The organism is Ollibium composti (assembly GCF_004801285.1).
GTDB lineage: Bacteria > Pseudomonadota > Alphaproteobacteria > Rhizobiales > Rhizobiaceae > Mesorhizobium > Mesorhizobium composti.
The window spans coordinates 175,140-199,963 of the sequence record NZ_SSNY01000001.1; the positions used below are offsets into that span (position 1 = coordinate 175,140).

Annotated in this window: 25 protein-coding genes and 1 pseudogene; 17 read left to right on the forward strand and 9 right to left on the reverse strand. The window is 64.8% G+C overall.

The window, feature by feature from the left end; all coding sequences use genetic code 11:
• Positions 1-8 precede the first annotated feature (8 nt).
• The 4 genes from E6C48_RS00805 to serB are packed head-to-tail and all read right to left on the reverse strand — an operon-like array spanning position 9 to position 3,532.
• Positions 9-1,280, reverse strand: a complete 1,272-nt coding sequence (locus E6C48_RS00805) for an O-antigen ligase family protein (RefSeq protein WP_136353006.1) — start codon at positions 1,278-1,280, stop codon at positions 9-11.
• Complete coding sequence (locus E6C48_RS00810; protein ID WP_136353008.1) at positions 1,277-2,044, reverse strand: glycosyltransferase family 25 protein; 768 nt, start codon at positions 2,042-2,044, stop codon at positions 1,277-1,279. The genes E6C48_RS00805 and E6C48_RS00810 overlap by 4 nt, the downstream gene beginning before the upstream one ends.
• 22 nt (positions 2,045-2,066) lie before the next feature.
• Positions 2,067-2,648: a GNAT family N-acetyltransferase gene (locus tag E6C48_RS00815; RefSeq protein ID WP_136353010.1), complete on the reverse strand. Its 582-nt coding sequence runs from the start codon at positions 2,646-2,648 to the stop codon at positions 2,067-2,069.
• On the reverse strand, positions 2,645-3,532 hold the full coding sequence (gene serB / locus E6C48_RS00820; protein ID WP_136353012.1) for a phosphoserine phosphatase SerB: 888 nt from the start codon (positions 3,530-3,532) through the stop codon (positions 2,645-2,647). The genes E6C48_RS00815 and serB overlap by 4 nt, the downstream gene beginning before the upstream one ends.
• On the opposite strand from serB, the gene miaA reads away from it, so the two are divergent.
• Positions 3,510-4,466, forward strand: a complete 957-nt coding sequence (miaA, locus tag E6C48_RS00825; RefSeq protein WP_136353014.1) for a tRNA (adenosine(37)-N6)-dimethylallyltransferase MiaA — start codon at positions 3,510-3,512, stop codon at positions 4,464-4,466. The two genes, serB and miaA, sit on opposite strands and share 23 nt — an antisense overlap.
• A gap of 130 nt (positions 4,467-4,596) precedes the next feature.
• Positions 4,597-5,385, forward strand: a complete 789-nt coding sequence (locus E6C48_RS00830) for a GGDEF domain-containing protein (RefSeq protein WP_136353016.1) — start codon at positions 4,597-4,599, stop codon at positions 5,383-5,385.
• Between the two features lie 159 nt (positions 5,386-5,544).
• Here E6C48_RS00830 and E6C48_RS00835 read toward each other — a convergent pair whose 3' ends face one another.
• On the reverse strand, positions 5,545-7,377 hold the full coding sequence (locus tag E6C48_RS00835; RefSeq protein ID WP_136353018.1) for an ATP-binding protein: 1,833 nt from the start codon (positions 7,375-7,377) through the stop codon (positions 5,545-5,547).
• A gap of 154 nt (positions 7,378-7,531) precedes the next feature.
• A complete protein-coding gene (locus E6C48_RS00840; RefSeq protein ID WP_136353020.1) occupies positions 7,532-9,340 on the reverse strand; it encodes an NAD(P)/FAD-dependent oxidoreductase in 1,809 nt (602 codons plus the stop codon).
• 409 nt (positions 9,341-9,749) lie between these two features.
• Here E6C48_RS00840 and E6C48_RS00845 point away from each other — a divergent pair, with 409 nt between their 5' ends.
• The 10 genes from E6C48_RS00845 (at position 9,750) to E6C48_RS00890 (ending at position 17,078) form a co-directional block, all read left to right on the forward strand.
• Positions 9,750-11,531, forward strand: a complete 1,782-nt coding sequence (locus tag E6C48_RS00845; RefSeq protein ID WP_136353022.1) for an acetolactate synthase 3 large subunit — start codon at positions 9,750-9,752, stop codon at positions 11,529-11,531.
• A 59-nt stretch (positions 11,532-11,590) separates the two neighbouring features.
• A complete protein-coding gene (locus E6C48_RS00850) occupies positions 11,591-11,866 on the forward strand; it encodes an AbrB/MazE/SpoVT family DNA-binding domain-containing protein (protein ID WP_136353024.1) in 276 nt (91 codons plus the stop codon).
• On the forward strand, positions 11,850-12,284 hold the full coding sequence (locus tag E6C48_RS00855; protein WP_136353026.1) for a type II toxin-antitoxin system VapC family toxin: 435 nt from the start codon (positions 11,850-11,852) through the stop codon (positions 12,282-12,284). The genes E6C48_RS00850 and E6C48_RS00855 overlap by 17 nt, the downstream gene beginning before the upstream one ends.
• Complete coding sequence (gene ilvN, locus E6C48_RS00860) at positions 12,281-12,853, forward strand: acetolactate synthase small subunit (RefSeq protein ID WP_136353028.1); 573 nt, start codon at positions 12,281-12,283, stop codon at positions 12,851-12,853. The genes E6C48_RS00855 and ilvN overlap by 4 nt, the downstream gene beginning before the upstream one ends.
• A 63-nt stretch (positions 12,854-12,916) precedes the next feature.
• Positions 12,917-13,513 (forward strand): LysE family translocator, encoded by a 597-nt coding sequence (locus E6C48_RS00865; protein ID WP_136353030.1) that lies wholly within the window; start codon positions 12,917-12,919, stop codon positions 13,511-13,513.
• 45 nt (positions 13,514-13,558) lie between these two features.
• Positions 13,559-14,185 carry a nitrile hydratase subunit alpha gene (nthA, locus tag E6C48_RS00870; RefSeq protein WP_136353032.1) on the forward strand — a complete coding sequence of 209 codons (627 nt, stop codon included), beginning with the start codon at positions 13,559-13,561 and terminating at the stop codon, positions 14,183-14,185.
• Positions 14,182-14,841, forward strand: a complete 660-nt coding sequence (nthB, locus tag E6C48_RS00875) for a nitrile hydratase subunit beta (RefSeq protein ID WP_136353034.1) — start codon at positions 14,182-14,184, stop codon at positions 14,839-14,841. Before nthA ends, nthB begins: the two co-directional genes overlap by 4 nt.
• Entirely contained in the window at positions 14,810-15,208 is a 399-nt protein-coding gene (locus E6C48_RS00880; protein WP_136353036.1) for a nitrile hydratase accessory protein, read from the forward strand. Before nthB ends, E6C48_RS00880 begins: the two co-directional genes overlap by 32 nt.
• Positions 15,209-15,251: 43 nt before the next feature.
• Positions 15,252-15,800 (forward strand): NADPH-dependent FMN reductase, encoded by a 549-nt coding sequence (locus E6C48_RS00885; protein WP_136353038.1) that lies wholly within the window; start codon positions 15,252-15,254, stop codon positions 15,798-15,800.
• 150 nt (positions 15,801-15,950) lie between these two features.
• Positions 15,951-17,078 (forward strand): ATP-dependent DNA helicase, encoded by a 1,128-nt coding sequence (locus tag E6C48_RS00890; RefSeq protein ID WP_136353040.1) that lies wholly within the window; start codon positions 15,951-15,953, stop codon positions 17,076-17,078.
• A 29-nt stretch (positions 17,079-17,107) separates the two neighbouring features.
• Here the strand turns inward: E6C48_RS00890 and E6C48_RS00895 are convergent, their stop codons facing one another.
• Entirely contained in the window at positions 17,108-17,515 is a 408-nt protein-coding gene (locus E6C48_RS00895; RefSeq protein WP_136353042.1) for a SpoIIAA family protein, read from the reverse strand.
• A 108-nt stretch (positions 17,516-17,623) separates the two neighbouring features.
• On the opposite strand from E6C48_RS00895, the gene E6C48_RS00900 reads away from it, so the two are divergent.
• Entirely contained in the window at positions 17,624-18,364 is a 741-nt protein-coding gene (locus E6C48_RS00900; RefSeq protein WP_136353044.1) for a pyridoxine 5'-phosphate synthase, read from the forward strand.
• A gap of 96 nt (positions 18,365-18,460) precedes the next feature.
• Positions 18,461-20,374: a potassium transporter Kup gene (locus E6C48_RS00905; RefSeq protein WP_136353046.1), complete on the forward strand. Its 1,914-nt coding sequence runs from the start codon at positions 18,461-18,463 to the stop codon at positions 20,372-20,374.
• Between the two features lie 9 nt (positions 20,375-20,383).
• Here E6C48_RS00905 and E6C48_RS00910 read toward each other — a convergent pair whose 3' ends face one another.
• Both E6C48_RS00910 and E6C48_RS00915 read right to left on the reverse strand, forming a co-directional pair.
• Positions 20,384-21,223 (reverse strand): hypothetical protein, encoded by an 840-nt coding sequence (locus E6C48_RS00910; protein ID WP_136353048.1) that lies wholly within the window; start codon positions 21,221-21,223, stop codon positions 20,384-20,386.
• Between the two features lie 17 nt (positions 21,224-21,240).
• Entirely contained in the window at positions 21,241-22,005 is a 765-nt protein-coding gene (locus tag E6C48_RS00915; protein WP_136353050.1) for a hypothetical protein, read from the reverse strand.
• Positions 22,006-22,213: 208 nt separating this feature from the next.
• Here E6C48_RS00915 and E6C48_RS00920 point away from each other — a divergent pair, with 208 nt between their 5' ends.
• From E6C48_RS00920 to E6C48_RS00930, 3 genes and pseudogenes are all read left to right on the forward strand, one after another.
• On the forward strand, positions 22,214-22,567 hold the full coding sequence (locus E6C48_RS00920; RefSeq protein ID WP_136353052.1) for a hypothetical protein: 354 nt from the start codon (positions 22,214-22,216) through the stop codon (positions 22,565-22,567).
• A 211-nt stretch (positions 22,568-22,778) separates the two neighbouring features.
• Positions 22,779-24,065: pseudogene (locus tag E6C48_RS00925) on the forward strand (FAD-dependent oxidoreductase).
• A 91-nt stretch (positions 24,066-24,156) separates the two neighbouring features.
• On the forward strand, positions 24,157-24,819 hold the full coding sequence (locus E6C48_RS00930; protein WP_136353054.1) for a TetR/AcrR family transcriptional regulator: 663 nt from the start codon (positions 24,157-24,159) through the stop codon (positions 24,817-24,819).
• The last annotated feature ends 5 nt before the right edge of the window (positions 24,820-24,824 follow it).

Genomic DNA, 24,824 nt, shown 5'->3' on the forward strand with positions numbered 1-24,824 from the left:
CGTGTGGCCTATGCCGGCAGGGGTGAGGTTTCGGCCGTTGAAACCGGAAGGCCAATTCGCCGTCTGCGGCGCCGTCGCGCGGCAGTGGCATGCAACACGCCAAGGTAGAGGAAGATCGTCGCGATCGTCATTTCATGCAGAAGCGGGTTGTGAAACATCCCGTAGGATAGGGAGATCAGGAGGAAGTAGAGAAGGTTCCTTCTTTCCGCGTTGTTTGCGCAACCCGCCCAAAGATACTTCGCGATCGACCCGAACAGGCCGATCATGATGATCAGCCCGACGGCGCCATCGTTCAGCAATTCGTCCAGGACGGCATTGTGGGTGTGGATGAAGGCTTCCAGAATCGGCCGTTCCGCGGGTGATGGTTGTGCCGCTATGATCTCCCGCATCTTCGCTTCGGACCCGACCCCGACAATCGGATGTGCGGCGATGACCTTTACCGCTCCGCTCCAGAGGTAGGCCCTGACCATGTCGGATTGCGAAAGGACATTCTGGTCGGCGGTCGCCTGGTCAGGCAGCGTGTAGTCGATTAGCGGATAGAGACGGGCGTACAGACTATCTCTCATCACGGGCATGGCCACCACCAGAACGGCTATTCCTGCGGCCGTCGCCAGCAGCGCTATAGACTTGAAGCGTCCCGGACGGGTCAGGAACGTCCATCCGATTTCGACGAATGCGGCAAGCAGCAAGGGAACGAAGACCGCCCTGGTTTCAGAAAACAGAACGGCAAGGGAGCCTGCTATCAGATAGTAGGGGCCGTTCGGCGCCCAGCGTGGCGGCGCCTTGAGGGGAATGGCGGCGGTGAGCGTCGATATGGCCGCCGTGAAGGCGAAGACGGCTTCGTTCCCGCCCATCCCCTGCCTTATCGGCTCGAAGAGCGCATAGCCCAAGCCGATGGCGAAGGCGACGACGACTCCCACCCGTGATCCGAGCACGAAGCTTCGCAAAGGGTCGGCGATCAGCACCATCCCGGCTCCGCAAAAGGCAAAGAAACCGCAAAGCAGCGAATAGCTCATTTGCCGATCGTGGAGCGGATGTTCGCTGCGCAGCAGGATCAGGCCGCAGGACCAGGCGACGTAGCAAAGCGCAAGCCAGTGATAGGGGCTACACAGAGGGCGGACCGATCTGTGCCGTCCTGCCCACAGGTAGAAACCGATGCAGGAGAACGCAAAGGTCGCCAGGGCGGAGAAACCGTTGCGAACAGCCTGAGCCACGGCGCCGCCGAACAAGACCCAGTGGTCGATACGACGCCGAAGAAGAAAGTTCCTGGTTACGTTCATTGGATGTGATGAAGATCTTTCCGCTGGAGTGCGAAGACTATACGCCGAAGATAATCGCTAATCCGGAAGATCAGCGTCCCTATCCGCCTGTGCGCCGGAAAGGCGGCTTTTTTGTAGACGCCGGCCGTCGCCGCGATCGTGCTTGCTTCGGCGGGACCGAGGGCGACCTGGGCCTTGTCGGTGGAGAATATCGCATAGCCCTTGCCGGCCCAACCTCTTTCCAGGGCGACGTCATATGGCAGGCACATCGGGCTCAACGCCTCAAGCAGGCGCGCAGCGCCGGCCTTCGTCACCACATAGGCAGCCGAACTTCCGCACGGCCCGTGCGCGCAGCGGCCTATGCGGACGGAATCATCGATCCGCGCGTGCGCGACGAAGCCGCGCGTCCGATGGTTGACCAGCTTCACCGCATCCCAGCCTTCGAAGGTGCGCAATCTCTCCAGGAAGGGAACGAAGTCGGCGTTGAAACCGACATCGTCCTCGACGATCACCGCATGGGGCGCGTCGCCCTTCGCAATCGTCTCCAGCACGTTGAGATGACTGAGATAACAGCCGATCTCGGCCGGCAGGATACGCTTGCCGTGTATGCGTTCGAACGTCTTCCCGTCGACGGGCAGGGGCTGGTCGGGAGGCAGCTTGGCGCCGTCGACCGCCGGGATCCGGGTCAGTTCGATGCCGTATTTTCCTGCATTTTCGCGAATGGCGCGCAGCCGGTCCGGCGACCTGTCGAGATTGATGACGAAAACGGGTATCGGGTTGGCCATGGCGGTATCCGGACCGGCTGAATCACGAAAGCGGCGGGTTCTGTTTCAGCGATTGAAACCAGTCATCACGGGATATTGCGTAAAAGATATGCCGCTTGAGATGCGGGTGGCTGTCCGGCACGCCCGGATGGTCGAAGTCGCGCGCGGGATCGCGGCGCATGCCGATGCGCTCCATGACGGCGGTCGAGCGGGTGTTGTTCCAGACCGCGAAGGAGACGATCTCGTCGAGGTTCAGCGTCTCGAAGCCGAAGGCGAGCCAGGCGCGGGCGGCCTCGCTGACGTAGCCCTTGCCCCAATATTCCGGCGCCAGGCGCCAGCCGATCTCGACCGCGCCTGTGGCGGGCGCCGGCTTGTTCTCCGCGCTATGCAATCCGACGAAACCGATGCACTCGCCGGTCTGCGCAACCTCGGCGGCGGTCCAGCCGAAGCCGTCGTGCTCGATCTCGGCGCGGAATGCGTCGAGCTTGGCGTCGGCCTCGGCGCGGCTGCGGCGGAAGGGGAAGAACTCCATCACCCGCTCGTCGCTGTTGATGCGGTGGAACAGCGGCCGGTCGTCGTCGCGCCAGTTGCGCAGGATCAGGCGTTCCGTGCGGATCGGCTTCATGTAGCGAAATCCTCGCGAGCGTAGCCTTGCAGGTAGAGCAGCGCCGTCAGGTCAGCATGGTCGATGCGCACCTTCGCCTCGGCGGCCACCGCCGGCTTGGCGTGGAGCGCGACGCCGGTGCCGGCCAGCCGCAGCATGTCGAGATCGTTGGCGCCGTCGCCGACGGCAATGGCATCCGCCGGCGTCAGGCCGAGCCGTGCGGCGATCTCCCTGAGCGCCGCGGCCTTGGCGTCGCGGCCGAGGATCGGCTCGGAGACTTCGCCGGCAAGGCGCCCGTCAGCCTCGAGCAGATGGTTGGCGCGGTTCTCATGGAAGCCCAGCATGGCGGCGATGCGACGGGTGAAGACATCGAAACCTCCCGAGACGAGCGCGGTATAGGCGCCGTTGGCGCGCATGGTGGCGACCAACGCCGCGCCGCCGGAAGCCAGCGTCAGGCGCTTTGCGATGATGCGCTCGATCACCGTCGCATCGAGGCCTTTCAGCAACGCGACACGTTCCCGTAGGGCGGGTTCGAAGGCGATCTCGCCGTTCATCGAGCGGGCAGTGATGGCGGCGACGTGCTCCTTCAGGCCGACCTCGTCCGCCAGTTCGTCGATGCACTCCTGGTCTATCATGGTCGAATCCATGTCGGCAATGAGGATCTTCTTGCGCCGATTCTCCTGGTGTTGGACGACGACGTCCACCGGCGAGCCGGCAAGCGCTTTCCGCAGCGCGGCGGTGGCCGAGGCGGCATCGATGCCGGCGGGGAGCTCGAGATCGCAGGCGATGCCTTCGTCCAGCCAGCGCATCGCTCTTGCGCCGACGGTGGCCGCCGCCATATTCGCAAGGCCGGCATCGAGCGCCGGGCGTGAAGGATGGACAATGAGCGTGGCGACGAGCGGCATGGACGATCCGGTGGGGCAGGCCGGCAAAGGCCGCGTGAAAGACGCGATCCTGATAGCGGGCCCGACCGCCAGCGGCAAGTCGGCGCTGGCGCTCGATCTGGCCGAACGGACCGGCGGCGTCATCGTCAACACCGATTCCATGCAGGGTTACGCGATCCTCGACGTGCTGACGGCACGGCCGGGGCGAGCGGAATTGTCGCGCGCGCCGCATCTGCTTTACGGCCATGTGCACCCTTCTATAGCCTATTCCACCGGCGCGTGGCTGCGCGATGTGACTGGCCTGATCGAGGAGGACCGGCTCGCCGGGCGGCGGGCGATCTTCGTCGGCGGCACGGGCCTTTATTTTCGCGCCCTAGCCGAAGGCATACCGCAGATGCCGGATATTCCAGCGGCGATCCGGCAGCATTGGCGCCGCGAGATGAACGAGCGCGGGGCGCCGGCCCTCCATGAAATCCTGTTGCGGCTGGACGCCGACGCGGCGCGGCAGCTCAGGGCCTCCGACGGACAGCGTATCGTGCGCGCGCTGGAAGTGCTGGAGGCGTCGGGCCGTTCCATCCTGGCGTGGCAGAAGGATAGCGCGGCGCCGCTGATCGACCGCGCCAGCGCCCGTTTCCTCGTCATCGAGCCGGATCGCGCGGCACTTGCCGGCCGGATCGAACGGCGCTTCGACGCGATGATCGCCGGCGGAGCGCTGGAGGAGGTACGCCAACTGGCGGCACTCGGCCTCGACCCGGCGCTGCCGGCTATGAAGGCGATCGGCGTGCGCGAGCTCCAGGCGGCATTGGCCGGCACAATGAGCGCTGCGGCTGCGATCGAGCGCGCCAAGATCGCCACGCGGCAATATGCCAAGCGGCAGGCGACCTGGTTCCGGCATCAGCTCGGCAGCGAGTGGCGGCGCCTCAGGCCCGGTGACGATATGGAAACCACGATCTGACGCGTCGCTGTGGATACAACCGGCTGCATGTTGCGCTTTGGGAAAATTTCGCGTTCAAGTTGCCGGAATTAAGGACCTCGTAAGCCCCTTGGTGTCATAAGGGCTTGGCATTCCTTCTCGCGGGCGGCAGATGCGTTTCCACCAGGCCGAGTCGGCCTTCTTCGTGTTCATCTTCGTGATCCTGGCCGCCGGCCTGGTGACGCTGCATGCTTTCGACTTCATGCAGACCGCGGCGGGCGACTTCGGGCCGTCGCATGACACCGACATCGCCTATCTTTCGAAGCTGCTGTTCGCGATCGGCGTGCTGATCGCCACAGCGTTTTTCTTCGGCGTCTTCTTCATCTATCCGCTGATCCGCCGGCAGGTGAAGGAGGAGGCGAAGCTGCGCGTCATGACCGAATCGCTCTCGGCGCGTTCGGAGACGCTGGAGCAGGCCGCGCTGACCGACGGCCTGACGGGCATGCAGAACCGCCGTTATTTCGACGATGCGCTGAAGGAATACCTCGAGGAGTTCCGCCGCATCGGCAAGCCGATGGGCCTGATGATCCTCGACCTCGATCATTTCAAGCAGATCAACGACACGCATGGCCATGACATCGGCGACGAGGTGCTCAAGGCGGTGGCCCGGTGCCTCATGGACATGACGCGCTATCACGACGTGGTGGCGCGGCTGGGCGGCGAGGAGTTCGCCGTGGTGGCACCCAACATGGATGCCGAGCAACTGGCAAGGTTCGCCGAGCGCATCCGCAAGGCGATCGCCGGCATGGCGGTGCTCTCGGGCAATGTACGACTGGCTGTCACCGCCAGCGTCGGGCTCGCCGTATGGAATCGCAAGGAAACGGCCGACGAATTCTACCGCCGCGCCGACCGTCATCTCTATGAGGCCAAGCGGCAGGGCCGCAACCGCATCAGCGCCTGAAATCCCGTTGAAGCTTCTTTCCTCGCCCCGCCTGCGGGGAGAGGATGCCGGCAGGCAGGTGAGGGGCGGCGCCTGCTTGTCGAGGTCGGCTCTGCCCCTCATCCGCCCTTCGGGCACCTTCTCCCCGTGAACGGGGAGAAGGAGGGTTGCGGACTACCGTTATTCGTTCTGCGGGCGCATGCCGAAGGTGGCGGGCTTCAGGCCGTAGCGCAGGTCGAAGTCGTCGCTCGGCTGGATGCCCGGCGCGGCCGGCTTACGATAGCCGGGATCGCCGGCCTGGCGGTCGGTGTCGGCCATCTCGGTGAAGGTGGTGGCCGGCTGCGGCTTCGGCGCATTGCGCAAGCGGCCGACGATCGCCGCCAGATCGACGTCGCCGCCAGACGGATCGGCCGGAACGTCGCCAGCATATTTCACTGATCCGGGGATCAGGGCGGGGTCGAGCTTCTCGAACTTCAGCCGCATGGTGGTGGCGACGCCCTCGCCGAAGGCGATCGCTTCGCGCTGGCCCATCGAGGAGAGGAAGGACAGGGTCGAGGCGGACGAGTCGGCGATGGCCGAGCGGATGATGGCCTGGTCCTGCTCGTTGGCCAGCCGCATGGCGAAGACCGTAGAGCATTGCGACAGGATCGTCGGGTCGAGTTCGCCGGGGCGCTGGGTGACGATGCCGAGATAGCAGCCGTATTTGCGGCCTTCCTTGGCAATGCGCGAGAGCGCATGGCGTGTGGGAGCGAAACCCAGCTTGCTGTCGGCCGGCATATAGCGATGCGCTTCCTCGCAAAGCAGCAGGAGTTTCAGCCGCCCGCTGCTCCACAGCGCCAGGTCGAAGGCGAGCCGCGCCAGCACCGAGCAGACGGAATTGACCACCTCGGAGGGCATGCCCGCCATCTCGAAGCAGGTGACGGGGCGGCCGTGATGCGGCACGCGGAAGATGTTACCGATCGTTTCGTGGATGGTGTCCTCGATCAGCCTCGAATTGAACATGAAGCGGTAGCGCGGATCGGCGGACGCCTGCTCTATGCGCGTCTTGAGCGCCTTGAGCGCGGGGCGGTCGTTCTTGCTTTCGAGCATGCCGATACGCTCGTCGATCTGTCGGACGAGGTCGGCAATCCGGTAAGGCACCGGCGTGTCGGCAGTCAGCGCATCGACGCCGCGCTTGAGGAACATGCCGGCATTGGGATTGCGATAGAGGTTCTTGGCCACCGGGATGAGGTCGCGCAGGAGATCGACTTCCTCCGGCACGGCCTCACGGCCGCGGAAAAGCACCTCGGTGAATTCTTCCAGCCTGAACAGCCAGAACGGCAGGTCGAGGCTTGCGGTATCCACCCTGACGCAGTGTTCGGACAGGGAGGCGGCGAACTCGTTGTGCGGATCGAGGATCAGGACCCTCAGGTCCGGCCGCGCGGCGAGCGTCTTGCGCAACAGCAGCGAGACGGCGGTCGACTTGCCGACACCGGTGGTGCCGACGACGGCGAAATGGCGCGCCAGCGTGTCGTCGATGGCGATGTTGGCGTCGACCGCTTCATCCTGCGACAGCGAGCCGACGGTGATGGAACGCCGGCCGGCGAGATCGTAGACGGCCTGAAGATCGCGGTTGCGGATATAGTGGGCGATGGCGCCGATATGGGGATAGTTGGTGATGCCGCGGTCGAACACCGGCTTGCCGCCCGGTTCGGTCGCGTCGCGCACCTCGCCGATGAGTTCGACCGACACCTCGATCGGGTTCTGGCTTTCGGCGTTCCAGGCCAGGTCCGACTTGCCGATGGCGTAGACCAGTCCGACGGTGCGGGTGGAGCCGAGGTTGATGGAGATCATGCGGCCCACTTTCCACTGAGCCGTCACCGCGCCTTCGGCGTCGTCGGCGAAGGCGGCGATCGTGGCGCGCGCGCCGTCACAGCGCACGACGTTGCCGAGGATGCGCTTGTCGCTCTGGCCGGCATCGCGCCGTTCCTGCGATGTCGTCTCGCCGCCGGAAGCTTCACGTTCGACGAACATGGACCGTATTTTCCCTTACCCCACCGATCCGACTGTAGACCGCACGGGGTTAAGCCCGCGTGTGGCGGCGTGGTTCAGATGCCGTTAACGCGATAAGGAAAATGCGATGCAAACGGCCCGAGGCGACGCCACGCCGCCTCGGAGACGCGAGCCGCTAGGCCTTGTGGTGGACTTCCTGCAGGCCGTAGACCGGCGTCGCGATGCCTTCCTGCCGGGCCTTCAATTGCAGTGAAAGGTACTGCGAATAGTGCCTGGACTGGTGCAGGTTGCCGCCGTGGAACCAGAGCGCGGGCTGCTGCGTCGGCTTCCACATGTTGCGCTGCTCGCCTTCCCACGGGCCGGGGTCCTTGGTGGTGTTCGAGCCGAGGCCCCACACCTTGCCTACCTTGTCGGCGACTTCCTGCGAGATCAGGTCGGCGGCCCAGCCGTTCATCGAGCCGTAGCCGGTGGCGTAGACGACGAGATCGGCCGGCAGTTCGGTGCCGTCGACGAATTTCACGCCGGTTTCGGTCAGTTCCTGCACCGCCGCGCCCTTGCCGGTCTTGAGCTTGATCGAACCGTCGATGACGAGGTCGCAGGCGCCGACGTCGATGTAGTAGCCCGAACCGCGCCGCAGGTACTTCATGAACAGGCCCGAGCCGTCGTCGCCCCAGTCGTGCATGAAGCCGACTTTTTCGAGCGCGTCGTAGAAGTCCTTGTCGCGCTCGCGCATCTGCTCGTAGAGCGGGATCTGGAACTCGTGCATGATCCTGTAGGGCAGGGAGGCGAAAATCAGGTCCGCCTTGCGCGTCGTCATGCCGTTCTGCACGGCCTGCTCGGAATAGAGGGCGCCGAGGCCGATATCCATCAGCGTGTTGGAGCGCACGATGTGAGTGGACGAGCGCTGCACCATTGTGACGTCGGCGCCGCCTTCCCAGAGGGCCGCGCAAATGTCGTGGGCGGAGTTGTTGGAGCCGATGACGACGACCTTCTTGCCGCGATAGTTCTCCGGGCCGGGATGGGTCGAGGAATGCTGCTGCTCGCCCTTGAAGATGTCCTGTCCCTTGTATTTGGGCCAGTTCGCCTTCCCGGACATGCCGGTGGCCAGCACCAGCTGCTTCGGCTTCAAGGTGATTTCCTTGCCGTCACGCTCGACGACGACGGTCCATTCGCCGGCCTTCTCGTCGTATTTCGCGGATTTGGCGGTGGTGGAGGACCAGTAGTTCAGCTCCATCACCTTGGTGTACATTTCCAGCCAGTCGCCGATCTTGTCCTTCGGCGCGAAGACCGGCCAGTTCTTCGGGAAGTCGATATAGGGCAGGTGGTCGTACCAGACCGGATCGTGCAGGCAGAGCGACTTGTAGCGCTTGCGCCAGGAATCGCCGGGCCGCTCGTTCTTCTCGATGATGATTGTCGGTACACCGAGTTGCCTCAGCCGCGCGCCGAGCGCGATGCCGCCCTGGCCGCCGCCGATGATGAGCGCGTAGGGCTGCCTGGAGAAACCGAGTTCGGCGACTTCGTCCTCGCGCTCCTCTCTCCAGCTCTTGCGGTCCTTGCCGTGGCCGTGCTTGGCGCCGAGCGGGCGGGTGAAGCCGGATTTCTCCTCGTAGCCCTTCAGCTCGGCCATGGTGGTGAGCAGTGTCCAGATCTTGCCGTTCTTCAGCCGGATGTGGCCGAAGCCGCGCGCCACCTGCGTCTCGAAGCTGATCCAGCCTTCGACGAGGCCGTCGCTTTCGGTGGCGTCCTCGCCCTCGGCGATGCGCCAATGCGAAGGTTTCGTCCCGGCGATCTGGCTTTCCAGCATGGCGCGAACCTGGTCCTTGCCCTCCATCGTCTTCAGGTTCCAGGTGAAGGTCACCAGATCGCGCCAGTAGCAATCGTCCTGGAAGCAGGCGACCGCCTTGTCGATGTCGCCGGCGGCAAGGGCTGCGCCGAACGTGTCGAGCAGATCGGAGAGTTTCTTGTTCGGCGCCTTGTCGAGCATCAGTTCCTCCCGGTTGTCTTGGCTTGATCGGCGATCGGCTCCTCGACCGATCGGCGCCAAGCAGTATCGGGGCAAAAATCGCGGCGTCACGCCCCCAAAAAGTTAGGCCTGTTTTCAATGGGTTAGTTGGATCGGGCCGGATTTTCGGCGCTTTCACGCGTTACAGGCCCGGTTTTCGCAGAAACGAAAATCGGCCATTGACGCGGGGGTATCCGCGCCCTTATTGTCCGCGCCCATGAAGACGGCACTCATTCTCGTAGGAAGGCGCGTGGGCAAGGCGGTGTAACCGCCGGGCGACAGCACCCCATGCGCGACACACAGGCTCCCTCCGGGGGCCTTTTTTATTGCCCGAAACAGGACTAAACGACCACCAAACGCTTGGAAAAGCGACAGAAGACGGAACGGATCGATGAGCAACGGACAAAGCGAGCGGCGCGAGATGACGGGCGCCGAGATGGTGGTGCAGGCGCTGAAGGACAACGGCGTCGAGCACATTTTCGGCTATCCGGGCGGCGCCGTGTTGCCGATCTACGACGAGCTTTTCCAGCAGGACGACGTCAAGCACATCCTTGTGCGCCACGAGCAGGGCGCCGGCCATGCGGCTGAAGGCTATGCGCGCTCGACCGGTAAGGCCGGCGTCATGCTGGTCACCTCCGGCCCCGGCGCCACCAATGCGGTGACGCCGCTGCAGGACGCGCTGATGGATTCCATCCCTCTGGTCTGCCTGACCGGCCAGGTGCCGACGTCCCTGATCGGCTCCGACGCTTTCCAGGAGTGCGACACGGTCGGCATCACGCGGCCCTGCACCAAGCACAATTGGCTGGTTCAGGACGTCAACGATCTCGCCCGCACCATTCATGAAGCTTTCCACGTCGCCACCACCGGCCGGCCCGGCCCGGTCGTGGTCGACATTCCGAAGGACGTGCAGTTCGCCACCGGCCTCTACGAGCCGCCGCAGACGGCGCCGCGCACCAGCTACCAGCCCAAGGTCCAGGGCGACCTCGACAAGATCAAGGCGGCGGTCGAACTGATGGCCGGCGCGAAGAAGCCGGTCATCTATTCCGGCGGCGGCGTCGTCAATTCCGGGCCGGAGGCCTGCCATCTGCTGCGCGAACTAGTCGAACTCTCCGGCTTTCCCATCACCTCGACGCTGATGGGGCTGGGCGCCTATCCGGCTTCCGGCAAGAACTGGCTCGGCATGCTCGGCATGCACGGCGCCTACGAAGCCAACATGGCCATGCACGACTGCGACGTGATGGTGTGCATCGGCGCGCGTTTCGACGACCGCATCACCGGCCGGCTGGACGCCTTCTCGCCGAATTCGAAGAAGATCCACATCGACATCGACCCGTCCTCGATCAACAAGAACGTGCGCGTCGATATCGGCATTTTGGGCGATGTCGGCCATGTGCTGGAGGACATGGTGCGGCTGTGGCGGGCGACCGCCAAGGCCGACAAGAAGGCGCTCTATCCGTGGTGGGAGCAGATCGCCAAGTGGCGCGCGCGCGACTCGTTCGCCTACAAGCCGAACCCCGACGTCATCATGCCGCAATATGCCATCCAGCGGCTGTTCGCGCTGACGAAGGACCACGATACCTACATCACCACCGAGGTCGGCCAGCATCAGATGTGGGCGGCGCAGCACTTCCATTTCGACAAGCCGAACCGCTGGATGACCTCCGGCGGCCTCGGCACGATGGGCTACGGCCTGCCGGCGGCGCTCGGAGCGCAGATCGCCCATCCGAACGCGCTGGTCATCGACATCGCCGGCGACGCCTCGGTGCAGATGACCATGCAGGAGATGTCGGCCGCGGTGCAGTACGGCGCGCCGATCAAGATCTTCATCCTCAACAACCAGTACATGGGCATGGTGCGCCAGTGGCAGCAACTGCTGCACGGCAACCGGCTGTCGCATTCCTACACCGAAGCGATGCCGGACTTCGTCAAGCTGGCGGAGGCCTATGGCGGCCACGGCATCCGCTGCGAGAAGCCGGACGAGCTCGACGACGCGATCAAGGAGATGATTGCGGTGAAGAAGCCCGTTCTGTTCGACTGCCGCGTGGCGAACCTCGCCAACTGCTTCCCGATGATCCCGTCCGGCAAGGCGCACAACGAGATGCTCCTGCCCGACGAGGCGACCGACGAGGCGGTGGCCAACGCCATCGATGCCAAGGGCCGGGAGCTGGTGTGATTTGAAGTAAGGCGCGGTAAGGCGTATATGTCTTACTTCGTCTTACCAGGAGCGCGACAATGAATGTGCGGGCAAAGATTTCAAGCAAGGGGCAACTGGTTCTGCCGAAGGCAGTGCGAGATGCGTACGGTCTTGATGCCGGCTCGGAAGTTGAGGTCGAGAGCGCCGGCGATGTCATCCTTCTCAGGCCATCGCCGAAGAAAACGCGCAACACCTATACGCTCGACGAGGCTGCCGGATTCCTCAAATATGAAGGTCCTCCGGTGACGCTTAAGGATATGGAACGCGCGATAGAGGAAGAAGCCAGGCGGAAATGGAATGCCGCGCGCAGTTGATACAAACATCTTTGTGCGGTTTCTCGTCGACGACGGAAGCAAGCATGTTGCTCTCGCCCGCCGAGTGTTTGCCGACGGGCAGGTGTTCGTTCCGGTGAGCGTGATGCTTGAAAGTGAATGGGTGCTACGCAGCAACTTCGGTTTCAAGCGTGACCAAATATGCGACGCTTTCGAGCGTGTCCTGGGGGTGACCTCTATCACCATCCAGGATGACAATACCGTCGAGAACGCGGTGGCATCTTGCAGGCGCGGGCTCGACTTTGCCGACGCGCTCCATCTGCATTCCTCTGATGGATGCGAGGTTTTCTACACGTTTGACGATCCGTTTATTCGCAAGGCGAAGCGGGCAACCTCAGTACCACCGGTCCGACGCCCCCCAATCCCGAAACACGGCAAGGAACTTGAAAGAAAACAATGAACGCCCATCAGCAGCCCACCGGTTCGGCCTATTTCATCGCCAAGGAAACGGAGAAGCCGGAAACGCATACGCTCTCCGTGCTGGTCGACAACGAGCCGGGCGTGCTGGCGCGCGTCATCGGCCTGTTCTCCGGTCGAGGCTATAACATCGAGAGCCTTACCGTCTCCGAGACGGAGCACGAGCAGAAGCTGTCGCGCATCACCATCGTGACGCGCGGCACGCCGCATGTGCTGGAGCAGATCAAGCACCAGCTCGAGCGCATCGTGCCGGTGCACCGGGTGGTCGACCTGACCGTCAGGGCGCACGAACTTGGCCAGGAGCGGCCGCTGGAGCGCGAGCTTGCGCTGGTGAAGGTCGCCGGCACCGGCGACCACCGCGTCGAGGCGCTCCGGCTTGCCGACGCCTTCCGCGCCCATGTGGTGGACGCCAACACCGAGCACTTCATCTTCCAGATCACAGGCAAGAGCTCCAAGATCGACCAGTTCATCGCCATCATGCGCCCTCTCGGCCTGATCGAGATCTGCCGCACCGGCGTGGCGGCGATGAATCGCGGCTCTCAGGGCATGTAGAAAGCCCGCCGCCAAGCCGGCTTCCGGCCGGGAAAAACAATCCAACCTCTTCCGGATAGGCGAATGTCCACCGACACGCTGCTCGCCCTGTTGGCCTATGCCTTCGTGACCTCGATCACGCCGGGGCCGAACAATCTCATGCTTTTGACCTCAGGCGTGAACTTCGGCTTCACCCGCACGATCCCGCACATGCTGGGCATCGGCATTGGCTTCGTGGTTTTGCTCATGGCTGTTGGGCTGGGACTGGGGGCCGTGCTGACCGCGTTTCCGGTCCTGCACACGGCGCTGAAGGTCGCCGGCGGCGTCTATCTCCTGTATCTGTCTTGGAAGATCGCCATGGCGCGGTCGTTCGACGACGGCGGCGAGGCGCGGACGCGGCCGATGACTTTTCTCGAGGCCGCCGCCTTTCAATGGGTGAATCCGAAGGCATGGGTGATGGCTGTGACCGCCATGGCGGTCTATTCCAATCCGGCGACGCCATTCCTGTCGATCCTGCTGATCGGGCTGATTTTCGGTGTCGTCAACCTGCCCAGCGTCTCGACCTGGGCCGGCTTCGGCATGGCGCTGCGCGGCTTCCTGTCCGATCCGGTGCGGCTGAAATGGTTCAACATCGCCATGGGCATCCTGCTGGCGGCGACGCTGTGGCCGATGCTGCGCTGAGTGTTGGCGCTTGAAGCGGCGCCTTCACCGCCATAGCTTGGCCTTATGAGCCACGATCACGACGACCATCATCACGACAACCATCTCGATCCCATGGCCGCACGCGTGCGGGCACTGGAAACGATCCTGACGCAAAAGGGCCTGATCGATCCGGCGGCGATCGACGCCATCGTCGAGACCTACGAGACCAAGGTCGGGCCACGGAATGGCGCGAAAGTGGTGGCGAAGGCGTGGAGCGACACCGGTTATGCCGAGTGGCTGAGGCGCGACGCAACGACGGCGATTGCCTCGCTGGGATTCACCGGCCGGCAGGGCGAGCACATGCAGGCGGTGTTCAACACGCCCGAGACGCATAACCTCGTCGTCTGCACCCTGTGTTCCTGTTATCCGTGGTCGGTGCTCGGTTTGCCGCCGGTCTGGTACAAGGCGCCCCCCTATCGCTCGCGCGCTGTCATCGATCCGCGCGGCGTGCTGGAGGAATTCGGGTTGACGCTGCCGGCCGCGACGAAGGTCCGCGTCTGGGATTCGACGGCCGAGTTGCGCTATCTGGTGGTGCCGATGCGGCCCGAAGGCAGCCAGGGGCTGGACGAGGAGGCGCTTGCCGATCTGGTGACGCGCGATTCCATGATCGGCACCGGCCTTGCCAGCATGCCAGCCAAGGTGCCGACATGAACGGACCGCAGGACCTCGGCGGCCAGATGGGGTTCGGCCCTGTCGCGCCCGAAAAGGAGGAGCCGCTCTTTCACGCGGACTGGGAAAAGCGTGCGCTCGGCGTGACGCTGGCCGCCGGCGCCTTCGGCGCATGGAACCTGGACGAGAGCCGGCACGCGCGCGAATCGCTGCATCCGGCGGTCTATTATGCGGCGACCTATTACGAGATATGGACCAGAGCGCTGGAGGTGCTGCTGACGCGCCATGGTTTCCTCAGCGAAGCCGATCTCGCCGCCGGGGAAGCCGTCGACGATGCCGCCACCCCGAAGCGCGTGCTGAAGGCGGCCGACGTGCCGGCCGTGCTTGCGAAAGGCGGGCCGTGCGACCGGCCGCTCGCCGCGCCGGCGCGTTTCCGGGCGGGGGAACGGGTTCGCACCAAGAATTTCAATCCGACCGGCCACACGCGCCTGCCGCGCTACGCGCGCGGGAAGATCGGTACGGTCGAGGCGGTGCATGACGGCTTCGTCCTTCCCGACAGCAATGCGCATGGAAGGGGGGAGAACCCTGAGCGGCTTTACACCGTCGTCTTCGACGGAAGCGAGGTGTGGGGCGAGGGGGCGGACCCGACGCTGACCGTCTCCATCGATGCGTGGGAGAGCTATCTTGAGCGCGCGTAAGCACGGCGGCCTGCCGCTGGCACCGGGGATGGACGAGCCCGCCTTCGCCGAGCCGTGGCAGGCGCAGGCCTTCGCCATGACGGTATCGCTGCACGAAGCCGGGCTGTTTTCATGGGGCGAGTGGGCCGAGGCGCTGTCGGCGGAAGTGAAGCGTCCGGACGCGGCTGCCGACGGGCACGACTATTACGAACGGTGGCTGACGGCGCTGGAAAAGCTGCTCGCGGCGAAGGGGGCCGCCCTACCATCCGATGTCGATACGCTTGCGGCCGCCTGGCAGCGCGCCGCGCACGCGACGCCGCACGGCAAGCCGATCCTGCTGGAGAACGATCCGGACGCCGGCTTGCCGGAAAAGCGGCATTCCCTCTGAATTTCGTCCAGCCCCTTCATCCCCCAAGCAAGGAGTTCGTTTCATGACCACAGTAGCCGTTCTCGTCGGCAGCCTGCGCAAGGAATCCTTCAGCCGAAAGGTGGCGAACGCCATCGCCAAGCTGACGCCGGACCTGACGTTCGACTTTCTCGATATCGGCGGCGTTTCCTATTTCAACCAGGACCTGGAGGCCAATCCGCCTTCCGACTGGACCGCGCTCCGCGACCGCATCAAGGCAGCCGACGCGGTGCTGTTCGTGACCGCCGAATACAACCGTTCGGTTCCGGGCGTGCTGAAGAACGCGCTCGACGTCGCCTCGCGACCCTACGGGCAGGGCGCGCTGATGGGCAAGCCGGCGGCGGTCATCTCGACCTCCATCGGCGCCATCGGCGGCTTCGGCGCCAACCATCACCTGCGCCAGTCGCTCGCCTTCCTCAACATGCCGGTAATGGCGCAGCCGGAAGCCTATGTCGGCAACACCGGCAGCCTGTTCGACGGGACCGGGCAGATCACCAACGACAGCACCGAAGAATTCCTGGTGGCCTTCGGCAAGGCGTTCAAGGCGTTCATCGAGAAGAACAAACAGAAATAGGCAAACCATGCCGGCGGCCGTTGACTCTGGTTGCCGGCACCTTATTGTTCTCTATATGTTCTACCTGTGTCGCTTGGGTCTATTCCCTGAGTCGACGCGGTGTTTCGCTTCTATCTTGCCTTCGCCGACCGAATCCGATCTCACGGTTCCATGGATTTTTCCCCGCAACAGGATGAAGCGCTCAAGGCGGTCGGACGCTGGCTGAAGGAGGGGCGGCCGCAGGTCTTTCGCCTGTTCGGCTATGCCGGCACCGGCAAGACGACGCTGGCGCGTCACTTCGCCGAACATGTCGACGGCCAGGTGCAGTTCGCCGCCTTCACCGGCAAGGCGGCACAGGTGCTGCGTTCCAAGGGCGCGCTCAACGCCCGCACCATCCATTCGCTGATCTACCGGCCGCGCGGCGAGGAGGCAGTCGAGGACGAGACGACCGGCAAGACCTCGATCAATCCGACCTTCTCGCTCAACCGCCAGAGCCCCATCAGCCGCGCGGCGCTGGTCGTCATCGACGAATGCTCGATGGTGGACGAGCAGCTTGGGCGAGACCTGCTGAGCTTCGGCACGCCGATCCTGGTGCTGGGCGATCCGGCGCAGCTGCCGCCGATCTCGGGCGGCGGCTTCTTCACAGAGCACGAGCCGGACTACCTGTTGACCGAAATCCACCGCCAGGCGCGCGACAATCCGATCATCCGGTTGGCGCTCGACGTGCGCGAGGGGCGAGAGTTCATGCGCGGCGACTATGGTACCGCGCAGGTCATTGGCCGCGAGGACGTCAACCAGGATCTTGTCCTGCGGGCCGACCAGGTGCTGGTCGGCACCAACCGGACGCGGCGGCGCTACAACCAGCGTCTGCGCGAACTGAAGGGTTTTTCCGCCGACTACCCGCAGGCCGGCGACAAGCTGGTGTGCCTGCGCAACGATCCAGCCAAGGGCCTGCTCAACGGCTCGCTGTGGAAGGTGATGACTTCTTCCCGCGAGACGGTGAAGCCCGGCATCAACCTGCTCGTCTCGCCGGAAGAGGACGATCCGGACCGGGGCGTCGCCAAGATCAAGCTGCTCAAGGCCGCTTTCGAGAATCCGGACGAGGAAGTGCCCTGGCAGCAGAAGAAGCGCTTCGACGACTTCGACTATGGCTATGCGCTGACCGTGCATAAGGCACAGGGTTCGCAATGGAACGAGGTGGTGCTGTTCGACGAAAGCTTCGCCTTCAAGGATACGCGCCAGCGCTGGCTCTACACCGCGATCACAAGAGCGGCGGAACGGCTGACGGTGGTGCGCTGAAGCGCTCGTGCCTTCCTGTCACATTCGCGCTATACGTCCGCCGGCTTTTCGTGCGCGTCGAGCCATGCCCAGGCGTCGGCCTCGCCGGTGGCCGGGAAGTGGCGGATTTCGACGGTCGAGGGGGCGGCGAGCCAGCCTTGCATCCGGTTGCTCCAGCTTGATTCTCCGATTAAGGCGCAACGGCCGACATGGTTCGCCGCCTCGGCGCTGCCCTGCTTGAGCGTATCGGCCGCGATATCGGCCCAGTCGACGCCGTCATGGTCGACAAGGCGCACCAGCACGTCGATCCGGGAATGCTGCGCGCAGGCCGCCTCGAACAGGCCGAACAGGTTTTCGACATCGGGCGCGCGGACGTGACCGACAAGCTCTACGGCGAACAGGTCGTCGCGGTTCGTGTCGATCCGGCGCACGACCGGCACATCTTCGAGAAAGTTCACGGACGGTCCTTTCGTTCGGCCGCTGACCGATCTGGAACACACAAATCAGCTGTCTGTTCCCGGCAAAGGCAGTATAGATGCCGCGCACACCGTATCGGGAGGCCAGCCGTGCCCGCCAAGCTCTCCGTCAACCTCAACGCCGTCGCCATGCTGCGCAACCGCCGCGACCTGCCGTGGCCGAGCGTTACGGGGCTCGGCCGCATCGCGCTCGCCGCCGGCGCGCACGGGCTGACCGTGCATCCGCGCCCCGACCAGCGGCATATCCGCTTTTCCGACCTGCCGGAAATTCGCGCATTGATCGACGACGAATTTCCCCGGGCCGAATTCAACATCGAGGGCTATCCGGGCGAGGATTTCCTGCAACTGGTGGAGAAGCACCAGCCCGAGCAGGTGACGCTGGTGCCCGACGACCCGGCGCAGGCCACGTCAGACCACGGCTGGAACTTTGCCGCGCAGGCGGCGTTCCTCACGCCGATCGTCAAGCGCCTGAAGAAGGGAGGGTTCCGGGTTTCGCTGTTCGCCGATCCCGATCCCACGGCGGTGAAAGCTGCGCGCGACACCGGCGCGGATCGCATCGAACTCTATACAGGGCCCTACGGTAGTTGCCATTCCGATTCCGCAAAGGCCGGCAGGGAACTGGAAAGATTGGAGAAAACGGCCGAGGCGGCGCGTGCGGCAGGGCTCGGCGTAAACGCCGGCCATGATCTGACCGTCGCCAACCTGCCGGCGCTGATGCGGCGCATTCCCGACCTTGCCGAGGTCTCGATCGGCCACGGCCTGACGGCGGATGCGCTGGAGCACGGCATGGCCGGTACGGTCGGTCGCTATCTCAAAGCCTGTGGCTGGTAGTGCGGATCGGCCGCTCCGGGGTGGCCTGACGCAGCGGTACTTGATATTGCGTTGCAGCAAGCGTAGAGCACCGCGCGCCTAAACGGAGTATCGTCGATGGCCCTTGCCGACAAGGATGGTGAGGCGGAAGCCGATCAACAGACGAGCCAGCCCGAAGTCGAGCAGCACGGCACGAAGGTGCTCATGCTCGGCGCGCTGGGGGTGGTCTACGGTGACATCGGCACCAGCCCGATCTACGCCTTCCGCGAAGCCCTGCACGCCTCCGGCGAGGCGGTGTCGCGGTCGGACGTGCTCGGCGTGCTGTCGCTGATCGTCTGGGCGCTGACGATCATCGTCACCATCAAATACGTCGCCTTCGTCATCCGGGCCGACAACAAGGGTGAGGGCGGCACGCTGTCCCTGATGGCGCTGGCGCGCAGCGCGTATCCGAAAGGTTCGAAATACATCCTCGCAATCGGCCTGTGCGGCGCTTCGCTGTTCTTCGGCGATTCGATCATCACGCCGGCGGTTTCGGTGCTGTCGGCGGTCGAGGGCCTCGAAGTGGTGACGCCGGCCTTCACCCCCTACGTCGTGCCCATCACGCTGGTCATCCTGGCGATGCTGTTCGCCGTGCAGCGCTTCGGCTCGGGCCGGGTGGCGGTGGTCTTCGGGCCGATCATGGCCGTCTGGTTCCTGTCGCTCGGTGCGACCGGGCTGGTTCACCTTCTGGACGATCCGTCCGTGCTCCTGGCGATCAATCCCTATTATGCGCTCTACTACCTGGCGACGACGCCCACCGGCGCGTTCGTCACGGTGGGCGCGGTGTTCCTGGCGGTGACGGGCGCCGAAGCGCTTTATGTCGATCTCGGCCATTTCGGCCGCCGGCCCATCGTGCTCGCCTGGTTCTGGATCGTCTTTCCCTGCCTGCTCCTGTGCTATTTCGGGCAGGGCGCCTTTGTCATCTCGCATGGCGGCAAGCCGCACAACCCGTTCTTCCAGATGATGCCGGAATGGGCGCTGGTGCCGATGGTGGCGCTGGCCACCGCCGCCACCGTCATCGCCAGCCAGGCGGTGATTTCCGGCGCCTTCTCGCTGACCCGGCAGGCGGTGCAGCTCAACCTTCTGCCGCGCATCGAGGTGCAGCACACCTCCGAAATGCAGTCGGGCCAGATCTACATGCCGCGCGTCAACCTGCTGCTCGCGCTCGCGGTCATGCTTCTGGTGGTCGGCTTCGGCTCGTCCAGCTCGCTGGCCTCGGCCTACGGCATCTCGGTCACCGGCGAAATGCTGATGACGACGGTGCTTTTGTTCGTCGTCATGCGCTGGCTGTGGAAATGGCAACTCGCCGGCGCGCTGGCGCTCGCCGTGCTGTTCGGCGTCATCGACGCCGGCTTCTTCAGCGCCAACGTGGTCAAGTTCTTCGAAGGCGGCTGGGTGTCGATCAGCGTCGCCTGCCTGATGGGCCTCGTCATGTGGACCTGGATCCGCGGCAGCCGCTACCTGTTCGAAAAGACGCGCCGCAACGAGGTGCCGCTCGATTTCCTCGCCGCCAACCTTTTGAAGAAGAAGCCGCAGGTGGTGGCCGGCACGGCGATCTTCCTGACCAGCGATCCGCTGAGCGCGCCGACGGCGCTGATGCACAGCCTCAAGCACTACAAGGTGCTGCACGAGCAGAACGTCATCCTGTCGGTGGTCACCGCGCCGCAGCCGACGGTGCCGGACAGCGAGCGGGTCAAAATGGAGGTCATCAACGACCTGTTCATGCGCGTGAAGCTGACCTTCGGCTATATGGAGCAGCCCAACATTCCGCGCGCGCTGGCAATCTGCCGCAAGCAGGGCTGGAAGTTCGACATCATGACGACGTCGTTCTTCCTGTCGCGGCGCTCGCTCAAGACCTCGCCCAATTCGGGCATGCCGCTGTGGCAGGACAAGCTGTTCATCGGCCTTGCCCGCACCGCCGCCGACGCCACCGAATATTTCCAGATTCCGACCGGGCGGGTGGTCGAGATCGGCACCCAGGTGGCAATCTGACGGCGGGCGTTATTCCGTCACCGTCATCTGGAAGAAGTCGCCCTGTATCTCGAACTCCTCGACGCCGGTTTGCGTCGCGGTGAAGACGATGGCGCGGGCCGGCGTGAGCCCCTGGCAGAACTTGCTGTGGCGGCGCGCCAGCCCTCCGTCCGAGAACGTGCCCGTTCGCACGTCAGGCAGGTCGGCTTCGACAAGCAGCCATTCGCGCGGCAGCTTTCCGCAGTCGCCGCGCTCGGCATAGATCGGCCGCGTCTCGCCCACCTTCATCGTCACCTTCGGCTTGAAGGGAACGATGGGCGCATTGTCGGCCGGCCCTGCCCAGGGACGCCAGCCGGAGGCGGTGACCAATGAGCCGACGACTGCCCCGACAATGAGCATGGCCGCGCCGCCCGCCGCCATTTCGAGCGCTGAAAAGCGTTTGCGCGCCGGTGCGGACGGGTAGGGTTGCCACGGCAGGACGGGACCCCGCGCCACGCGCCTTGCCATGTCATGGTCCGTGTCAATCGCGCGGGGAACCACGACTGACGGCAGCCCGCCTGCGGTTTCTGCTGGCTCGATCTCGCCGGCTTGCTTGTAGAGCGTGTTCCAGTGCCGTTGCAGGTCGGGGTTTTCGCTCACCTTCAGCAGCCGTGCCAACAGCCGCAGGTTCTTCGTGCGAGGAAGGTGCCGGCCGGAGCGCCAGTTGTTGAGATTGCGGACGGCCGTGTCGAACTGGCGTTCGCCTTTGCTGGCCGTCAGCGCACAATAGGCGGAAGCGAGCGCCGCCGTGTCGTAGTAGCCCGCACCGTTGCACAATTCGTCGAACAGTTGGTGCCAGTGAGCGTAGTGCCGCCAGTTGCCGTCCTCCATGGCTTCCCCCGTTATCGTTATTCGAGCCTGCTGCCCTGATAGTCGCGCACGACGATTTTCATGAAGTCTTCCAGCAGCATCACCTCTTCGGCACCCGGCTCCCTGGCAGTGAACTTGACGGCCCGCACAGGCACCACCGCATTGCAGAAATTGCTCATCTTGCGGGCCAGCCCGCCATCGGAAAAGCTGCCGAGGCGACTTTCCGGCACCCGCGGCGCCGTCTTGTTCCAGCCGGGCACCATCGTTCCGTCGCAGTTCCCGCGATCGCCGTGGATCAATCGGGTTTCGCCGACCAGCATGTCCACGCGGGCCTGATACCCTATCATCGGCAGGTCCTTGTGCGGATCGACCATAAGCCAGCGCAAGCCGGCGGCGACGAGCACCGCGACAAGCGCGGCTGCCGCCCATACCAGTCGGCCGCGCGCGCTTCGTGCCGGCAAAGGAGCGGTCGGGTCCACGGCTGGCCCTTCGCTGTCTTCCAGCGGAACGTGACCGCGCGCGGTGGCGTAGAGACGGTTCCAGTGCCGGCTGAGCTCCGGGTCAGCCGGAACGTCAAGCAGTTCGGACAGCAGCATGAAATTGCGGCGCAGCGGGACGTGACGGCCGAGGCGCCAGTTGCGCAGGCTCTTGCCGGCGGCATTGAATTCGTCCTGCCCGTTCCTGCCCTGGCGGCGGCAGAGCTGGCTTGCCAGCAAGGCGTTGTCGATATGTCCGCGGCGGTTGCAGAGTTCGTCAAGCAACCGATGCCACCGCTCGAACCGGTCCCAATCCTGTTCCAGCACGCCTCAAGTACCCCGTATCGTTCACCGTAGAATAGAAAATGGATTCATGGAGATAGCAATCAACTTGATCCCCGTTTTTCCGGTTTTTCCGTCGATTGCCCGACTTTTCTGTTTGGCGATGCGGGCGGATTTGGCACGTCGAAAGGGACGTCGCTGAACGAGCCGTGGCGACGATCGGCGTTTTAGGCTCAGGAGAGGGGCTTCCCAGATGCGAAATTCACTGGTTTTTGCTGCTGCCGCCGGTGCGGCCGCGTTGCTGTTGGCGGGCTGCGTCACGCCGGGCAATGCCGACAAGACGGTCGAGATGCAGGTCGGCCAAACGAGGCACATCACTGCCTATCGCGCCAACGGCTGCGGTGCGTCGGCGCCGAGCTTCGCCGCCATCGAGAGCAGGCTGCCGAAGTCCTCTGTCGTAAAATACTCCGACGGTGGTCTGTCGAGCCGCGTCAGCCGCGATTGCGGCAAGCGCGTGCCGACCCGCGCCGTGAACGGCACGGGCATCGCGTCCGGCACGGAAGGCCACATGTACCAGTCCGGAAGCGTCGCCATCGTGGTGAAGTAGACGGGCAGGCGGGGCGGCCGGGTGTCTGCGGCACCCGGCCGTAAGCCGTGTCCAGACGGGTTGCTGTCCGAACGTTGGCGGTGTTGAGCGTCGAATGGCTCTTCGGGAGGCCTTCGTTGCCTCGAATGCGTTGTTTCGGCGCCTGCGCGCCGCCGGCTTCCGCGACGAATTGCGCCCGCACCATCCTTGATTTGATCTCGATGCTTGGGGAATGTTGTCGAGGCATTGTGCGGGGACGGGATTGCGGGCAGGACTGGACATTGCGATCGCCGGAGCTGGGTCGGCGGGCCTTGCGGCAGCGCTTTTCCTGAAGCGTGCCGGCCATCGCGTCACGCTGTTCGAGCGTTTCGACAGGCCCGCGCCGGTCGGTTCGGGGCTGATCCTGCAACCGACCGGGCTGTCGGTGCTGCACGGACGGGCTGCTTGACGCCATCGCTGCGCTGGGCAGCCGCATCGACCGGCTCTACGGTGCGGACGCCGCGACGGGACGCACGGTGCTCGACGTGCGCTACGATGCGCTCCGTGGCGGTCGTTTCGGTCTGGCGGTGCATCGCGCCGCCCTTTTCTCGGTGCTGCACGAGGCGGTTCTGAGGGAAGGGATCGCCATCGAGACGGGCGTCGAACTGGACGGGCTGGAAGCCGGCGCGCGGCCGACGCTGCTTTGCCGCGACGGGCGGAGGCTCGGACCGTTCGACCTTGTCGTCGACGCCAGCGGCGCGCGCTCGAAACTCAAGCGGCACGCGATCCGGCCTTGCGAGCCGGTGCCGCTGGCCTACGGGGCGTTCTGGGCCTCGCTCGACTGGCGCGGCGAAGGTTTTCACGCGCATGCGCTCACCCAGCGCTATGACCGCGCTAGCGTGATGATCGGCGTGCTGCCCATCGGCCGGCCAGCCCCGCAGGCGCCGCCGATGGCGGCGTTCTTCTGGAGCCTGAAGCCGGACGACGCCGAGAACGTGAGGGCGGCGGGGCTCGATGCCTGGAAGGCGAGGGTGGCCGGCCTGTGGCCGGACTGCCGGGCCTATCTCGACCAGATTGGGTCCTTCGATCAGTTGACGCTGGCGCGCTACGGCCATCATACGCTGGCGTTGCCGGCGGGACGGCGGCTGGCGGTGATCGGCGATGCCGCACATTCGACCAGCCCGCAGCTCGGGCAGGGCGCCAACATGGCGCTGCTCGATGCGGCCGCCCTTGCGCATGCTCTGGCCACAACCCCGATATCGAGGCGGCGCTTGCCCGCTATGTCCGCTCGCGGCGGCTGCATGTGCGCGCCTTCCAGGCGCTGTCGCGGGCGTTCACGCCGTTCTACCAGTCGGATTCGGTGGTTCTGCCCTTCATCCGCGACCGGCTGGTGGCAACGGCGGCGAAGATCTTTCCCGCGCCCCAGGTGCTGGCGGCGATGGTGGCGGGAACGATCGTCGATCCGTTCGGGCCGATCGGCCTGACGGAAGCGGACTGGCGGTCGATTCCCTCTTGCGTCGGCGGGCCGTCTGGGCAATAAGCCGAACCGTAACGTACGGTACGTTCCTTGCCGGATGACTTATCCTAGTCTGTTCGGCGGAACCGGGTGTCGGAAGGCGGATCGGCGCTTGATGAACGAAGCGAAAACGGGCGAGCCCAAGGCAGGCGAGGCCAAGGCGAGCGAAGACTGGACGGCGCGCCAGCGCGACGTGCTGGACGCCGCTTTGCGCCTGATGGTCGAGGAGGGCGACAACCTGACCATGGCGGGCGTTGCGCGGCGCGCGAGCTGCTCGAAGGAAACGCTCTACAAGTGGTTCGGCGACCGCGACGGGCTGTTGACCGCTACGGTCCAGTGGCAGGCCTCGAAGGTGCGGGTCGTGCCGGTCGATCCCGGCAAGGTCGACCTGGCCTCGCTGGCCGAGAGCCTTGAAGGCTATGCGCGCGACTGGCTGAAGGTGATCGCCAGCGACACCTCCATCGCGCTGAACCGCGTCGCCGTCAGCCACGCCGGCTCGGGCAAGGACAATCTCGGCGCCATCGTGCTGGAAAACGGCCGTTTCGCGTTGGCCAAGCGGCTGAAGCCGGTGCTCGATGCCGGCAAGAAGGCCGGCCACCTCGCCTTCGAGGACGCCGAGACGGCGTTCCGCACCTTTTTCGGGCTGGTCGGGCGCGACGTCCAGATCCGCCTGCTGCTCGGCGATTGGCCGGGCCTGACGGAAGCGGCCATCGCCGAGGACGCGGCGCGCGCCACCAGACAGTTTCTCGCCCTCTACGGGGCAAGGAAAGAGCAATAGGATTG

Coding starts and splice junctions, on each gene's coding strand:
- E6C48_RS00805 (WP_136353006.1), bottom strand. CDS start 1,280: ATGAACGTAACCAGGAACTTTCTTCTTCGGCGTCGTATCGACCACTGG.
- E6C48_RS00810 (WP_136353008.1), bottom strand. CDS start 2,044: ATGGCCAACCCGATACCCGTTTTCGTCATCAATCTCGACAGGTCGCCG.
- E6C48_RS00815 (WP_136353010.1), bottom strand. CDS start 2,648: ATGAAGCCGATCCGCACGGAACGCCTGATCCTGCGCAACTGGCGCGAC.
- miaA (WP_136353014.1), top strand. CDS start 3,510: ATGAGCGTGGCGACGAGCGGCATGGACGATCCGGTGGGGCAGGCCGGC.
- serB (WP_136353012.1), bottom strand. CDS start 3,532: ATGCCGCTCGTCGCCACGCTCATTGTCCATCCTTCACGCCCGGCGCTC.
- E6C48_RS00830 (WP_136353016.1), top strand. CDS start 4,597: ATGCGTTTCCACCAGGCCGAGTCGGCCTTCTTCGTGTTCATCTTCGTG.
- E6C48_RS00835 (WP_136353018.1), bottom strand. CDS start 7,377: ATGTTCGTCGAACGTGAAGCTTCCGGCGGCGAGACGACATCGCAGGAA.
- E6C48_RS00840 (WP_136353020.1), bottom strand. CDS start 9,340: ATGCTCGACAAGGCGCCGAACAAGAAACTCTCCGATCTGCTCGACACG.
- E6C48_RS00845 (WP_136353022.1), top strand. CDS start 9,750: ATGAGCAACGGACAAAGCGAGCGGCGCGAGATGACGGGCGCCGAGATG.
- E6C48_RS00850 (WP_136353024.1), top strand. CDS start 11,591: ATGAATGTGCGGGCAAAGATTTCAAGCAAGGGGCAACTGGTTCTGCCG.
- E6C48_RS00855 (WP_136353026.1), top strand. CDS start 11,850: ATGCCGCGCGCAGTTGATACAAACATCTTTGTGCGGTTTCTCGTCGAC.
- ilvN (WP_136353028.1), top strand. CDS start 12,281: ATGAACGCCCATCAGCAGCCCACCGGTTCGGCCTATTTCATCGCCAAG.
- E6C48_RS00865 (WP_136353030.1), top strand. CDS start 12,917: ATGTCCACCGACACGCTGCTCGCCCTGTTGGCCTATGCCTTCGTGACC.
- nthA (WP_136353032.1), top strand. CDS start 13,559: ATGAGCCACGATCACGACGACCATCATCACGACAACCATCTCGATCCC.
- nthB (WP_136353034.1), top strand. CDS start 14,182: ATGAACGGACCGCAGGACCTCGGCGGCCAGATGGGGTTCGGCCCTGTC.
- E6C48_RS00880 (WP_136353036.1), top strand. CDS start 14,810: ATGCGTGGGAGAGCTATCTTGAGCGCGCGTAAGCACGGCGGCCTGCCG.
- E6C48_RS00885 (WP_136353038.1), top strand. CDS start 15,252: ATGACCACAGTAGCCGTTCTCGTCGGCAGCCTGCGCAAGGAATCCTTC.
- E6C48_RS00890 (WP_136353040.1), top strand. CDS start 15,951: ATGGATTTTTCCCCGCAACAGGATGAAGCGCTCAAGGCGGTCGGACGC.
- E6C48_RS00905 (WP_136353046.1), top strand. CDS start 18,461: ATGGCCCTTGCCGACAAGGATGGTGAGGCGGAAGCCGATCAACAGACG.
- E6C48_RS00910 (WP_136353048.1), bottom strand. CDS start 21,223: ATGGAGGACGGCAACTGGCGGCACTACGCTCACTGGCACCAACTGTTC.
- E6C48_RS00920 (WP_136353052.1), top strand. CDS start 22,214: ATGCGAAATTCACTGGTTTTTGCTGCTGCCGCCGGTGCGGCCGCGTTG.
- E6C48_RS00930 (WP_136353054.1), top strand. CDS start 24,157: ATGAACGAAGCGAAAACGGGCGAGCCCAAGGCAGGCGAGGCCAAGGCG.